This window comes from Bradyrhizobium sp. RDI18, from assembly GCF_043203335.1.
Lineage (GTDB): Bacteria > Pseudomonadota > Alphaproteobacteria > Rhizobiales > Xanthobacteraceae > Bradyrhizobium > Bradyrhizobium retamae.
Genome location: NZ_JBICRN010000008.1, coordinates 546,349 through 560,376 on the forward strand (window position 1 = coordinate 546,349; position 14,028 = coordinate 560,376).

The 14,028-nt window shown below is 62.7% G+C and carries 11 protein-coding genes and 3 pseudogenes; 11 read left to right on the plus strand and 3 right to left on the minus strand.

Annotated elements, in window-relative coordinates:
* The first annotated feature begins 26 nt into the window (after positions 1 to 26).
* Positions 27 to 1,127, plus strand: a complete 1,101-nt coding sequence (locus ACFXS9_RS11370; protein ID WP_392688733.1) for an anhydro-N-acetylmuramic acid kinase — start codon at positions 27 to 29, stop codon at positions 1,125 to 1,127.
* Positions 1,128 to 1,246: 119 nt separating this feature from the next.
* Entirely contained in the window at positions 1,247 to 1,927 is a 681-nt protein-coding gene (locus ACFXS9_RS11375) for a glutathione S-transferase family protein (protein WP_392688736.1), read from the plus strand.
* 238 nt (positions 1,928 to 2,165) lie between these two features.
* Here the strand turns inward: ACFXS9_RS11375 and ACFXS9_RS11380 are convergent, their stop codons facing one another.
* On the minus strand, positions 2,166 to 2,813 hold the full coding sequence (locus tag ACFXS9_RS11380; protein WP_025589847.1) for an alpha/beta hydrolase: 648 nt from the start codon (positions 2,811 to 2,813) through the stop codon (positions 2,166 to 2,168).
* A 278-nt stretch (positions 2,814 to 3,091) separates the two neighbouring features.
* On the opposite strand from ACFXS9_RS11380, the gene ACFXS9_RS11385 reads away from it, so the two are divergent.
* From ACFXS9_RS11385 to ACFXS9_RS11425, 9 genes and pseudogenes are all read left to right on the plus strand, one after another.
* Positions 3,092 to 4,246: a cysteine desulfurase family protein gene (locus ACFXS9_RS11385; RefSeq protein ID WP_392688740.1), complete on the plus strand. Its 1,155-nt coding sequence runs from the start codon at positions 3,092 to 3,094 to the stop codon at positions 4,244 to 4,246.
* Positions 4,247 to 4,334: 88 nt separating this feature from the next.
* Positions 4,335 to 5,831: a Fe-S cluster assembly protein SufB gene (gene sufB, locus ACFXS9_RS11390; protein WP_392688743.1), complete on the plus strand. Its 1,497-nt coding sequence runs from the start codon at positions 4,335 to 4,337 to the stop codon at positions 5,829 to 5,831.
* Positions 5,832 to 5,955: 124 nt separating this feature from the next.
* Positions 5,956 to 6,707, plus strand: a pseudogene (gene sufC, locus ACFXS9_RS11395) (Fe-S cluster assembly ATPase SufC).
* A gap of 17 nt (positions 6,708 to 6,724) precedes the next feature.
* Positions 6,725 to 8,051: pseudogene (sufD, locus tag ACFXS9_RS11400) on the plus strand (Fe-S cluster assembly protein SufD).
* Positions 8,048 to 9,295: a cysteine desulfurase gene (locus tag ACFXS9_RS11405; protein ID WP_392688746.1), complete on the plus strand. Its 1,248-nt coding sequence runs from the start codon at positions 8,048 to 8,050 to the stop codon at positions 9,293 to 9,295. Before sufD ends, ACFXS9_RS11405 begins: the two are co-directional and overlap by 4 nt.
* Complete coding sequence (locus tag ACFXS9_RS11410; protein ID WP_392688748.1) at positions 9,292 to 9,663, plus strand: SUF system Fe-S cluster assembly protein; 372 nt, start codon at positions 9,292 to 9,294, stop codon at positions 9,661 to 9,663. The genes ACFXS9_RS11405 and ACFXS9_RS11410 overlap by 4 nt, the downstream gene beginning before the upstream one ends.
* A gap of 9 nt (positions 9,664 to 9,672) precedes the next feature.
* A complete protein-coding gene (locus ACFXS9_RS11415) occupies positions 9,673 to 10,086 on the plus strand; it encodes a VOC family protein (protein WP_392688751.1) in 414 nt (137 codons plus the stop codon).
* A 129-nt stretch (positions 10,087 to 10,215) separates the two neighbouring features.
* Positions 10,216 to 10,602: an iron-sulfur cluster assembly accessory protein gene (locus ACFXS9_RS11420; protein ID WP_057844977.1), complete on the plus strand. Its 387-nt coding sequence runs from the start codon at positions 10,216 to 10,218 to the stop codon at positions 10,600 to 10,602.
* A gap of 26 nt (positions 10,603 to 10,628) precedes the next feature.
* Positions 10,629 to 11,063: a TfoX/Sxy family protein gene (locus ACFXS9_RS11425; RefSeq protein WP_392688754.1), complete on the plus strand. Its 435-nt coding sequence runs from the start codon at positions 10,629 to 10,631 to the stop codon at positions 11,061 to 11,063.
* 4 nt (positions 11,064 to 11,067) lie between these two features.
* On the opposite strand, the gene ACFXS9_RS11430 is transcribed toward ACFXS9_RS11425, so the two are convergent.
* Both ACFXS9_RS11430 and ACFXS9_RS11435 read right to left on the minus strand, forming a co-directional pair.
* Positions 11,068 to 12,135, minus strand: a complete 1,068-nt coding sequence (locus tag ACFXS9_RS11430; protein ID WP_392688757.1) for a GGDEF domain-containing protein — start codon at positions 12,133 to 12,135, stop codon at positions 11,068 to 11,070.
* Between the two features lie 126 nt (positions 12,136 to 12,261).
* Positions 12,262 to 13,747, minus strand: a pseudogene (locus ACFXS9_RS11435) (DEAD/DEAH box helicase).
* Between the last annotated feature and the right edge of the window lie 281 nt (positions 13,748 to 14,028).

Genomic DNA, 14,028 nt, shown 5'->3' on the forward strand with positions numbered 1-14,028 from the left:
AGGGCGTTTCAAAGGCACAATCGACCATGATGTTGACGGCATTAGGTTTGATGAGCGGCACCTCGCTCGACGGGGTCGACGTCGCTTTGATCGAAACCGACGGCCGCCGGGTGAATGCGCTCGGACCGTCCGGATACCGGCCCTATACCGATACGGAGCGCGGCCTGCTGCGGCAGGCGCTGTACGAGGCCGCCGACCTGACCGATCGTGCGGCGCGGCCCGGCTGCCTGCGCGAGGCCGAGCGGGTCGTGACATCTGCACATGCCGAGGCGGTGGCCGCCTTTACCGCGCAACACCGGATGCGCTTCGACGACATCGACATCGTCGGCTTTCACGGCCAGACCGTGCTGCACCGGCCCGAGAAAAAGCTGACGGTCCAGATCGGCGATGCGCTGACGCTCGCCAAGACGATCCACATTCCGGTCATGTACGATTTCCGCGCTGCCGATGTCGAAGCTGGCGGGCAGGGCGCGCCCTTTGTCCCGGTCTATCATCGCGCGCTCGCCCAATCGCTGGAGTGGGAGGGCCCGACCGTCGTGGTCAACATCGGCGGGGTCGCCAACATCACCTATATCGACGGCGACACGCTGATCGCTTGCGATACCGGGCCCGGCAACGCCCTGCTCGACGATCACATGTTCCGCCGCATGAACCAGCGCTTCGACACCGAGGGCCGCACCGCCGCGCTGGGCAGGGTCGATGCGGCCTGGATCAACCGTGCACTGGAGATGCCGTTCTTTTCGCTGCCGCCGCCGAAATCGCTCGATCGCAACGATTTTGCGGGGTTGAAGCTCCGGGATATGCCGCCCGCGGATGGGGCGGCGACGCTGACCGCCTTTACCGTTGCCGCGATCGCCCGGGTGGTGCCGTTGCTGCCGAAGGAACCCAAGAACTGGATCGTGGCCGGCGGCGGCGCCCGCAACCTCACCATGCTGCGGATGCTGCGTGAGTGTCTGGCGCCCGCGACCGTCCGGGCGGCGGACACTTTGGGCTGGGCCTCCGACGCCATCGAGGCGCAGGCTTTCGGATTTCTGGCGGCGCGAGGCCTGAAGGGTCTGCCGCTGAGCTACCCCGCCACCACCGGGGTGCCGCTCCCGATGACCGGCGGCATCATCGCGCGACCGTGACGCGGTTCAAGATATGTTGATGCAATTGCATCGACCTTGACGACTGCATGCAGACGCATCTAATTTAGATGCAGATGCATGGAGCGAGGGCCCGGCCGGCCTTCGCGTTGGAGGTCGTCATGGCGCAGAAGCTCACTTTGATCAGCCACAAGCTTTGTCCCTACGTGCAGCGCGCCGTGATCGCGCTGAACGAAAAGGGCGTTCCGTTCGAGCGGGTCGACATCGATCTGGCCAACAAGCCGGACTGGTTCCTGAAGATTTCGCCGCTTGGCAAGGTGCCGGTGCTGGTCGTGACCGGCGCCGACGGCAAGGAGGTCGCGCTGTTCGAAAGCAACGTGATTTGCGAATACATTGAGGACACCCAAGGCGGCGCCAAGCTGCATCCGCAGGATGCGCTCCAGCGCGCGCAGCATCGGGCCTGGATGGAGTTCGGGTCCACCATTCTGAGTGAACTCTGGGGCATGGAGACGACGGGTGATCCTGCGGTGTTCGAAAGCAAGCGGCAGGCGGTCGCTGCAAAATTTGCGCGTGTCGAGGAGGCGCTGGGTAGCGGGCCGTTCTTTGCCGGCAAAAATTTTAGCCTGGTGGACGCGGTGTTCGCGCCGATTTTCCGTTATTTCGACGTGTTCGATCAACTGACCGATCTCTCGGTCTTTGCCGACACGCCGAAGGTCCGCGCATGGCGAGAGACGCTGGCGAAGCGGCCGAGCGTACGCACGGCGGTGGGTCCCGACTATCCGCAATTGCTGCACGCGTTCCTGGTGCGCCATAACGCGCATTTGCTGAAATTGGCGGCGTAGCGTGGCGGGTAGTTTCGCGAAGGGCTCAACCCATCTTGCGAGTTGCAGCGTGGTGTAGGCCACGTGTCCCGGGCGCGACGCAGCGCCATAAGCGCGTTCACGCGCGTCTTCGACACGCTATGGCGCTGCTTCGCAGAACCGGGACCCAGGCTGGCAACGGAAAACAATAGAAAGGATGAGCCCCGGCCCTGCGGTGCATCACTTCGTGCTGCGCCGCGTCCGGGGCACGGAGCAGACGTCAGCGGACGTTGGCGAGCCGCATGTCGAGATAGCCGGTCACCGTCTCCATCAGCGGCTCGAGCTTGCCGTCGAAGAAGTGATTGGCGCCCGGGATGATCTGCTGATCGATCACGATGCCTTTCTGCGTCTTCAACTTCTCGACCAGCGTATTGACGTCCTTCGGCGGCACCACCGCGTCCTTCTCGCCGTGCACGATCAGGCCCGAAGACGGGCAGGGCGCGAGGAAGGAGAAGTCGTAGAGATTGGCGGGCGGCGCGATCGAAATAAAACCTTCGACCTCGGGCCGGCGCATCAGAAGCTGCATGCCGATCCAGGCGCCGAACGAAAAGCCCGCGACCCAGCAGGCGCGCGCTTCGGGATTGATGGTCTGCGCCCAATCGAGCGCGGATGCCGCGTCCGAGAGCTCGCCGGTGCCGTGATCGAATGAGCCCTGGCTGCGGCCGACACCGCGGAAATTGAAACGCAGCACCGAAAAGCCGCGATGCGCAAACGCGTAATAGCACTGGTAGACGATCTGGTGATTCATCGTGCCGTGGAACTGCGGATGCGGATGCAGGATCATCGCGATCGGCGCGTTCTTCTGCTTGGCCGGATGATAACGGCCTTCGAGGCGGCCTGCGGGGCCGGTGAAAATTACTTCAGGCATTGATGATCCCTAGGCAACGGACGTGATCCGAGCGGAAAAGAATGTGATCATGCGTCGTTGGGCGATGCGCGAACGGGCGCTCCCGTGAACTGGTTGCGGCCTTCTAGCATGAGGCGAGGGGCAAAAAGCAAGCATCTTGAACATCTCGAAGGCTGTTCAAGGCGTTAGCTTGCGATTGTACGAGACGGCACGATCCCCAATTGCCATAAGGCATTTTGGGAAGGCAAAAGGCCTAAGCTCGCGCTAGCCGTCGCGGCTGTAGGTAATATTATACAGACATGTCCGACCGGATCTATCTCGATTGGAATGCGACGACGCCGCTTCGTCCCGAAGCCCGGCAGGCGATGGCGGCCGCTTGGGATCTGGCCGGCAATCCGTCCTCGGTGCATGCCGAAGGGCGTCAGGCACGCCGGCTGGTCGAGGACGCGCGGGCCGCGGTCGCGGCGGCCGTCGGCGCCCGCCCGCAGGATGTGGTGTTTGCTTCCGGCGGCACCGAAGCCAATGCGATGGCGCTGGCGCCGGGATTGCGCAGGAGCACGGGCTCGCCGGTCCAGCGACTGGTGGTGTCGGCCATCGAGCACCCGTCGGTGCTATCAGGGGGACGGTTTCCGGCCGACACGATCGCGGCCATTAATGTCTCCCGTACCGGCTTGGTCGATCTCTCCCATCTGCGTGCGCTGCTTGGCGAAGGGCCGCCAGCGCTGGTGTCGGTGATGCTGGCCAACAACGAGACCGGCGCCATTCAACCGATCGGCGAAGTCGCTGACATCGTGCATGAAGCAGGTGGGCTGCTGCATGTCGATGCGATTCAGGCTTTCGGTAAAATACCGTTCGATATCAAATCGATAGGCGCCGATCTGATCACCTTGTCTGCGCACAAGCTCGGCGGCCCCAAGGGGGTTGGTGCACTGGTCCTGACCGAGGAGATGCAGGGGCTGGAGCCGCTGCTCCGCGGCGGCGGCCAGGAGCTGGGCCGCCGGGCGGGAACCGAGAATGTCGCTGGCATCGCGGCCTTTGGCGCAGCGACCAAGGCGGCCATGGCCGAGCTGCCGGCTAGTGCCATCCGGCAGCAGGGCCTGCGTGAGCGCCTTGAGAAAGGGTTGAACCAAATGCCTGAAATCATTGTGTTTTCAGAGGATGCGCCACGCCTGCCTAATACGACGCTGTTTACCGTTCCCGGGCTTCGAGCCGAGACGGCGGTGATCGGCTTCGATCTCAGCGGTATTTCGGTATCGTCCGGTTCCGCCTGTTCCTCGGGCAAAGTGCAACCGTCCCACGTTCTGGCCGCCATGGGGTTCGAAGGCGAGCTGGCACAGGGAGCGGTGCGGCTCAGTCTGGGCTGGTCTACCACGAAGACAGACATTGATTTGGCCCTTCAGGCTTGGCGAAAGCTCGCTGATGCCTTACTTAGAGGGCGACGAAACACGGCTTGAAACGTTCTAAGTAAGTTTCGCCGGAACGCTTCGTCACCGATTTGCAATTGTTCCACCGCGGTCCTTGAAACCGCGAGCGGAGGATGGAATGCCAGCCGTACAAGAGACGGTCGAGCGCGTCAGGCGCATCGACGTCGACCAATATCGATATGGTTTTGAGACGCTGATCGAGTCCGACAAGGCCCCCAAGGGTCTGTCGGAAGACACCGTCCGCTTCATTTCCGCGAAGAAGAACGAGCCGGCCTGGATGCTCGAATGGCGTCTGGAGGCCTATCGGCGCTGGCTGACCATGACCGAGCCGACCTGGGCGCGCGTCAACTATCCCAAGATCGACTACCAGGACATCTATTACTACGCGGCGCCGAAGCCGAAGAAGACGCTATCGTCGATCGATGAGATCGATCCCGAAATCCTCAAGACCTATGAGAAGCTCGGCATACCCTTGCGGGAAGTCGCCATTCTCGAAGGCGTCGAGCCCCCGCCCGGCGGCGAGCCGTCGGCCAACCGCAAGATCGCGGTCGACGCGGTGTTCGATTCGGTTTCGGTGGCGACCACCTTCCAGAAGGAGCTGAAGGCTGCCGGCGTGATCTTCATGCCGATCTCGGAGGCAATCCGCGAACACCCCGAGCTGGTGAAGAAGTATCTCGGCACGGTCGTGCCGACCTCGGACAATTATTTCGCGACGCTGAACTCGGCGGTGTTCTCGGACGGCTCGTTCGTCTACGTGCCGCCGGGCGTGCGCTGCCCGATGGAGCTGTCGACCTACTTCCGCATCAACGAGCGCAACACCGGCCAGTTCGAGCGCACGCTGATCATCGCCGACAAGGGTTCTTACGTCAGCTATCTCGAAGGCTGCACCGCACCGCAGCGCGACGAGAACCAGTTGCATGCGGCGGTCGTTGAACTCGTCGCGCTCGACGACGCCGAGATCAAGTATTCGACGGTGCAGAACTGGTACCCCGGCAATTCGGAAGGCGTCGGCGGCATCTACAATTTCGTCACCAAGCGTGGCGACTGCCGCGGCAACCATTCGAAGATCTCTTGGACCCAGGTCGAGACCGGATCGGCGATCACCTGGAAATATCCGAGCTGCATCCTGCGCGGCGACAATTCGCGCGGCGAGTTCTATTCGATCGCGATCTCGAACGGCTATCAGCAGGTCGATAGCGGCACCAAGATGATCCACCTCGGCAAGAACACGTCGAGCCGGATCATCTCCAAGGGCATCGCGGCGGGCGTCTCGCAGAACACCTACCGCGGTCTCGTCACCGCCCATCGCAAGGCGACGGGCGCACGCAACTATACCGCCTGCGACTCGCTTCTGATTGGCGATAAGTGCGGCGCGCATACCGTGCCCTATGTCGAGGCGAAGAACGCGTCGGCGACCTTCGAGCACGAAGCGACGACGTCAAAGATCTCCGAGGACGTGCTATTCTATTGCACACAGCGCGGGCTCTCGCAGGAGGAAGCGGTTGGCCTCGTGGTCAACGGCTTCGTCAAGGACGTGCTGCAGCAACTGCCGATGGAGTTCGCAGTTGAGGCGCAGAAGCTGATCTCGATCTCGCTCGAAGGATCGGTTGGATAGCGACCTCATCCTGAGGAGGCCGCGTAGCGGCCGTCTCGAAGGATGAGAGGAAAGATTGTGGCCACGTCCTTCGAGACGCGCCTGGCGGGCTCCTCAAGACGAGGGGCGAAAATGGAAAAACGACATGTCATTGCTTGAAGTGAAAGACCTGAAGGTTCGTGTCGAGGATAACGAAATTCTCCACGGGCTGACGCTGACCGTGAACCCGGGCGAAGTCCACGCGATCATGGGACCGAACGGCTCCGGCAAATCCACGCTGTCGCACGTCATCGCCGGCAAGCCGGGTTACGAAGTCACGGATGGACAAATCCTGTTCCGGGGTGAGGACCTCCTGGAGATGGAGCCGGACGAGCGCGCCGCCAAGGGCGTGTTCCTGGCGTTCCAGTATCCGGTTGAAATCCCTGGCGTCACCACCTGGAATTTCCTGCACACGGCATTGAATGCTCAGCGCAAGGCGCGCGGCGAAAGCCAGCTTACCTCTCGGAGTTTCTCAAGAAGGTCCGCGAGGTCGCAAAGTCGCTGAACATCCCGCAGGACATGCTCAAGCGCGGCGTCAATGTCGGCTTCTCCGGTGGCGAGAAGAAGCGCAACGAGATATTGCAGATGGCGCTGTTCGAGCCTGCCGTCTGCATCCTCGATGAAATGGATTCCGGCCTCGACATCGACGCGCTCAGGATCGCGGCCGATGGCGTCAACGCGCTTCGTTCGCCCGATCGCGCCATGGTCGTCATCACCCACTACCAGCGGCTGCTCAACTACATCGTGCCGGACTTCGTGCACGTGATGTCGAAGGGCCGCGTCGTGAAGAGCGGCGGCAAGGATCTGGCGCTGGAGCTCGAGGCTTCCGGCTACACCCAGTTCGAAGACGCAGCCTGACTGCGGACGGATTTGTGATGAATGTAGTTCTGGCAAAAAACGAGACCGGGCGCGCGCTGAGCGAGAGCTTTGCGGTGGCGCGCGATCGGCTGCCGGGCGGCGGCAAGGTCGCCGAGGCGCGGAATACCGCCTTCGAGGCCTATGAGCGCGTCGGCCTGCCGCACCGGCGGCTCGAGGAATGGAAATACACTGACCTGCGCGCGCTGATGCGCGAGGTGCTGCCGCTCGCGGCTGCACCGGATGCGGCCGCGCTGAAGCAGGCTGCTGCCGCCGTGAAGCTGCAGGCGATCAAGGGTGCCCGCCGGCTGGTGTTGGTGGACGGCGTGTTCGCGCCGAAGCTCTCCGAATTGGAGGGGGCTGGAGAAGGGCCTTGCCGTCCGCACTTTGCGCGACGTGCTGGAAACCGGGGACGCCGCGCTGCAGACGCAGTTATTCACGCCCGACAATGACAATCCGATGGTCGCGCTCAACAGCGCGATGATGACCGATGGCGTGGTGATCGAGATCGCCAACGGCGTCGTGCTGAAGCAGCCGCTGCAGGTCATTCATGTCGCGAGCGGCGCCACGCCGGCTGCAATGTTTACCCGTTCGCTGCTGCGTCTCGGCAAGGATACCGGCGCGACGCTGGTCGAGAGCTACATCGCGGCCGAGGGTGCGAAGGCCTATCAGGCGCATGACTCCCTGATCGTCGCAATCGGCGATAATTCGCGGCTCGATCATGTTCGATTGGTCGAGGATGGCCGCGACGCGTTCAACATCTCCTCCACCGTGATCACGCTGGGCGCGCATGCGCATTTCAACACCTTTGGCATGACCTCGGGCGCCGCCGTCAGCCGCTATCAGGCGACGATTGCGTTCGCCGGTGAAGGATCCCGCGTCGAGACCAACGGCGTCAATCTGCTCAACGGGCGCCAGCACGCCGACACCACGTTGTTCATGGATCACGCGGTGCCGCACTGCGCTAGCCGCGAAGTGTTCCGCGCCGTGGTCGACGACCGTGGCCATTCGGTGTTCCAGGGCCGCATCATCGTGCGTCCCGATGCCCAGAAGACCGACGCCAAGATGATGACGCGGGCACTGCTTTTGTCCGACGACGCCGAGGCCGACAACAAGCCGGAGCTCGAGATCTTCGCCGATGACGTTACCTGCGGCCATGGCGCCACGACCGGCGCGCTGGACGAGAGCCTGCTGTTCTACCTGCGCGCCCGCGGCCTTTCCGAGAAGGAGGCCCAGGCGCTGCTGATCCAGGCCTTTGTTGGTGAGGCCATCGAATCCATCGTCAACGACGATCTGCGCGAGCTCGCAATCGCCGCAGCGCAGCGTTGGCTGGAGGCACGGGCATGACCCAGCATCCGGCGGTCAAGAATGGCGCCTATGACGTGGCCCGCGTGCGGGAGGATTTCCCTGCGCTGGCGATGAAGGTCTATGGCAAGCCGCTGGTCTACTTCGACAACGCCGCCTCCGCGCAGAAGCCGACCGCCGTGCTCGATCGCATGACGGAAGCCTACAGAAGCGAATACGCCAACGTACATCGCGGCCTGCATTATCTTGCCAATGCCGCGACGGAGGCTTACGAGGGCGGCCGCGCGAAGGTGGCGAAATTCATTAACGCAGGGCGTAGTGAAGAAATTATCTTCACCCGCAATGTCACCGAGGCCATCAATCTGGTGGCATCTTCCTGGGGCGAGCCCAACATCAAGCAGGGCGACGAGATCGTGCTCTCGATAATGGAGCACCACTCCAACATTGTGCCCTGGCACTTTTTGCGGGAGCGCCATGGCGCCGTGATCAAATGGGCGCCGGTCGACGACGACGGCAATTTCCTGATCGAGGAGTTCGAGAAGCTGCTGACACCGCGCACCAAGCTCGTCGCCATCACTCAGATGTCGAACGCGCTTGGCACCTTCGTCCCGGTCAAGGAAGTCGTGAAGCTCGCCCATGACCGCGGCATTCTGGTGCTGGTCGACGGCGCGCAAGGCGCTGTGCATTTGCCGATCGACGTGCAGGACCTCGATTGCGATTTCTATGCCTTCACCGGCCACAAGATCTATGGTCCGACCGGGATTGGCGCGCTGTACGCCAAGCATGAGCACCTGGTCGCGATGCGGCCCTATAATGGCGGCGGCGAGATGATCCGCGAGGTGGCAAAGGACTGGGTCACCTATGGCGATCCGCCGCACAAGTTCGAAGCCGGGACGCCGCCGATCGTCGAGGCGATCGGGCTGGGCGCTGCGATCGATTACGTCAACTCGATCGGCAAGGAGCGCATCGCCGCCCACGAGCACGATCTTTTGAACTACGCCCAGGACCGGCTGCGCGAAATCAATTCGCTGCGTCTGATCGGCACCGCGCGCGGCAAGGGGCCGGTGATCTCCTTCGAGATGAAGGGCGCCCATCCCCACGACGTCGCAACCGTGATCGACCGGCGAGGAATCGCGGTGCGCGCCGGCACCCACTGCGTGATGCCGCTTTTAGAGCGGTTCAATGTCACAGCCACCTGCCGGGCGTCGTTCGGGATGTATAATACCCGGGAAGAAGTCGACCATCTGGCACAGGCGCTGATCAAGGCGCAGGATTTGTTCGCATGAGTGATACGGCCGAAGTCAAAACCGCCAACATGGAAACCAACTCGGCGCTGCCGCCGGAGGAGACCGAGCGGCTGGGCACCGAAATCGTTGCCGCGCTGAAGACGGTGTTCGACCCGGAAATTCCGGCTGACATCTACGAACTCGGCCTGATCTACAAGGTCGACCTCAAGGACGACCGCAGCGTCGATGTGACGATGACGCTGACTACGCCGAACTGTCCGGCGGCCGGCGAACTGCCGACCACGGTGGAGAACGCGATCGCCAGCGTCCCGGGCGTCGGCGTCGTGAATGTCAATCTGGTGTGGGATCCGGCCTGGACGCCGGATCGGATGTCCGACGAGGCGCGCCTCGTCCTCAACATGTGGTGAAGGGACCTATTGCCCAAGCTATCCGGCGTCATCGAGACTGCACTCTATGTCGATGACCTCGACCGCGCCCGTGTGTTCTACGAGGAGGTGCTGGGTCTGGAAGCGCTGACGGCGGATCCGCGGTTCGTTGCTTTCGATGTCGGTGGACGAAGCGTGCTGCTGCTATTTCGCCGCGGCTCGGCGCCTGAGACGATCCAACTCCCCGGCGGCACCATTCCGCCGCATGATGGCAGCGGCCCCGTTCATATGGCCTTTGCCATTCCGGCGGCCGAGCTGCCAATGTGGGAAGCGGCGCTCGACAAGCACAATGTCGCGATCGAAGGCAGGACGGACTGGCCGCGCGGCGGGAAAAGCATCTACTTCCGCGACCCGGACAACCATTTGCTGGAACTGGCGACGCCGGGAATTTGGAAGATTTACTAGCCGGCGTGCGGAGCGTTTCGAGGGGTTCTGATCGAGTTCATGAAGAGAGACCTTCACAGTGGGAATTTCGTTGTTACTTTAATGGCATGATAGTTCGTCGCCACCCTGCGACGCCGGAGATCGACTGCAATGGATACCACCGTCCAGTCCAAGCCGAAGCCGCGGCCGCGCCCGCAGGTGATGAAGTTGACCGAGGCCGCCGCCGCGCGGATCACGGAGCTGACCAAACGCGCCGATTCCGAGATCGTGGGCTTGCGCGTTGGCATCAAAAACGGCGGCTGCGCCGGGCAATCCTATACGGTGGAATACGCCCACGAGATCCGTCCGACCGACGAAGTCGTCGAGGACAAGGGCGTCAAGATCCTGGTCGATCCCAAGGCGGTCCTGTTCCTGCTCGGCACCGAGATGGACTACAAGGCCGACAAGCTCCAGGCGCAGTTCATCTTCAACAACCCGAACCAGGTTTCCGCCTGTGGCTGCGGCGAGTCGGTACAACTGACCCCGGCGAAGGGTTAACGACCGCATTGCCGGGGCGGTGAGCGATGGACCGCGATTTCCTGATCGACCTGTTTGCCGATTTCGGCCCGGTCACCATCCGCCGGATGTTTTCAGGTTTCGGCATTTCCGCCGACGGCACCAATTTCGCGCTCGCGCTGCGGGCGGGACTCTATCTTCGTGCCGACGAGCAGACGATCCCGCAATTCCAGGCCGAGGGATCAACCCCATTTCAGTATCAGACTCGGGCCAAGACGGTCACCGTGAACTCGTACTGGCAATTGCCGGCGCGTCTGTTCGACGACTCCGAGGAATTGGCCGAATGGGCGCGGGCTGCACTGGCAGCGGCGCAACGCGCGGCCCTGCTCAAGCGGCCGAAGGTGCGCAAGGCGGCCAAACCGAAGGTTTCGAGCAAGGCTGCGGGTAAGGCCGTTACCGCGCGCAAGCCGGCGGCCAAGGCGAGGAAGGCGCCACGCAAGTAGCTGGCTAGGCGACGTGGCTGCGGGTCTCGGCGGCGTATTCGGGGTCGAGTTCGCAGACCACACGGTTGCGACCGTTGCGCTTGGCGGCGTAAAGACAAGCGTCAGCGCGCTCGATCAGCAGATCGGTGTCGTCGTCCGGCTTCAGCATGGAGACGCCGACCGAGATGGTGACGCGGCCGAGAATTTCGCCGGTCGATTTTTTCTTCAATTCCTTGGCCATGACGGCGCGGCGGACGTGGTCGGCGACCGTCAGCGCCTGACGCAGCCCGGTATTCGGCAGCACCACCGCGAACTCCTCGCCGCCATAGCGGGCGGTGATGTCCTGGCCCTTGATGGTTTGCTTCAGCGACATCGCTACCAGCCGCAGCACCTGATCGCCGGTAAGATGGCCGTAGGAATCGTTGAATGATTTGAAATGGTCGATGTCGAACATCATCAGCGACAGCGGTTCGCCGCTCGCTATCGCCGTCCGCACCGCCATCTCGATCGAGCGGTCGAAATATTTGCGATTACCCAATCCGGTCAGCGGATCGGTCAAGCTCTCAGCGCGGATCGCTTCGAGGCTGTGCTGTAGATTGCTGATCTCGGTCCTGGACAGCGTGAGGCGGCTCTCCAGCGCCTTGTTGGTCTCGCGCATCTCGCGCGTCGATTTCACCAGGCCGTCGACGATCGCCTTGATCTGATCGCGGCTTTTGGCGTCCCTGAGTTTTTCGTTGGCGCCGCTCAGCTTGGCGCCATAGCTCTCCGACATGGCGAGCGCCTCGGTGATGAGGGTCATCACGTCGTCGATCTCGCCGATCACACGCGCGCCGACCTTGTCGATGCGGTCGGAGGCCTTGATGTGGGAGAGATAGGTTTCGTAGATCTGTTCGAGATCGGACTCGCTCAGCTTGCCGTTGCGCGCCAACGTCTCGTTGATGATCTTGTTGAGGGGAGCATTGTATCCGGTCGCATAGACGTACCAGATTTCATAGTTGCGTGGGACGGCGGTCTGCCTGAGGGATTTGATCTGGCCCAACGCGACTTCGGCAAACGCCATCGTGCGTTCGTGCTCGTCCAGCAGCTTGACCACTGATCCGTCCCCAATAGCGAGCAGCGCCGGTCGTTGCCGTGCAGCAATGATTAAATTATCGCCGCAGGTTAACGGAGGAGGATGAACGGCCGGTAAACAGTTCCGGCCGCAGGAAATCGACGCTTGTCAGACGCGGGCGCGAATGGGCCGCAACAGGAATGCAGGAAGGTGCGAGTGATCGGCCGGCTCCGATCTCGACCCTCGCGATGGGCGCGCCGCGGTTCGGGTCGCCCGATCGAGGGTACGCGCGAAGGCTGCGCAGGGGCGGGCGGCGAGGAGGCGGCGGCCTCCGGCTGCGGCTTGGCACTGCGGCCCGTGCCCTTGGCATGCCGCGGTTCGCGATCGGCGCTCTTGTCGCGGCGCTTGTCAGGATCCCTGGCGTGTCGTGGCTCGCGTTCGCGCCGCGGCTTGCGCCCGCCGCGCGAGCCTTCCCGCGCGCGATGTTCGCGCGGCTGATCGGACTCCTCGGACGAGTCCGAATGTACGGCGTAGTCACCTTCGGCGGGGGAATGGTTTGCCCGATCAGTCGTTCGATTGCAGCGATCGATTTGCTGTCGAGCGGCGTCACGATCGAGATCGCGGTGCCGGCGCGCCCGGCGCGTCCGGTGCGACCTATGCGGTGCACATAGTCGTCGGCGTGATGCGGCACGTCGAAATTGAAGACGTGGCTGACGGCGGGAATGTCGAGGCCGCGGGCGGCGACGTCGGAGGCGACCAGCAACGGAATCTCGCCCTTGCGGAATTGATCGAGCGCCGCGGTGCGCGCTGATTGGTCCATGTCGCCGTGCAGGGCGCCGACGCTGAAGCCGTGCTTCTGCAGCGATTTGTGAACGACCGCGACTTCGCGCTTGCGATTGCAGAAGATGATTGCGTTGTTGAGGTCCTTGGCGTCGCGCAACAGGCGGCGAAGGAGCTCGCGCTTCTCGTGCGGCTCACGGCCGCCGGTGACCTTGAACTGAGACACGCCGGCTGCTGTGGTTGCCGGCTTCGAGACTTCGATCCGCTCCGGATTGTGCAGGAAGGTTTCGGTGATGCGGCTGATTTCCGGCGGCATCGTCGCGGTGAAGAACAGCGTCTGGCGCGTGAACGGCACCAGCTTGCAGATGCGTTCGATATCGGGGATGAAGCCCATGTCCAGCATGCGGTCGGCTTCGTCGATAACCAGCAGTTCGACGCCGGTGAGCAGGAGGCCGCCGCGCTCGGTGTGGTCGAGCAGCCGGCCGGGGGTTGCGATCAGCACGTCGACGCCGCGGGTCAGCTTGGAATCCTGGTCGCCGAACGAGACGCCGCCAATCAGGAGCGCGACGTTGAGTTTCTGGCCGGCGCCGTATTTGTCGAAATTCTCTTTCACTTGCGCCGCAAGTTCGCGGGTCGGTTCGAGGATCAGGGTGCGGGGCATTCGTGCCCTGGCGCGGCCCTTTTCCAGCAAGGTGAGCATGGGCAGGACGAAGGCTGCGGTCTTGCCGGTGCCGGTCTGGGCGATGCCGAGGACGTCGCGGCGGGCCAGAACGGGGGGGATTGCCTGTTCCTGGATGGGAGTAGGGGTGGTGTAACCGGTAGCCGCAACTGCGGCGAGGACCTTATCGGAAAGACCGAGATGGGAAAAAGACATTGAGCCTCTAGTCGACACCGCCGTTCGGAATCGAAGGTAAAAAGGCTGTCGCGTTTTGCCCCGAAACGGCGCGCTTTTGAAAAGCTGGGGGCTCTGACTTACGCAGACGAGCGGCTAACCTAAGGAATCGCGTTTCGATCCAAGGCCGCGTTGAGCGCGAACATAGGGTCGAAATAGCCAAAGTCAATCTAGGAACAGGCATTGAAGCCCAAAAAGCTTAATGTTTTCGCACAAATAACGGCAAAAACCGTCATTTGCCCGTCAAAGCAAGCCATCTCATT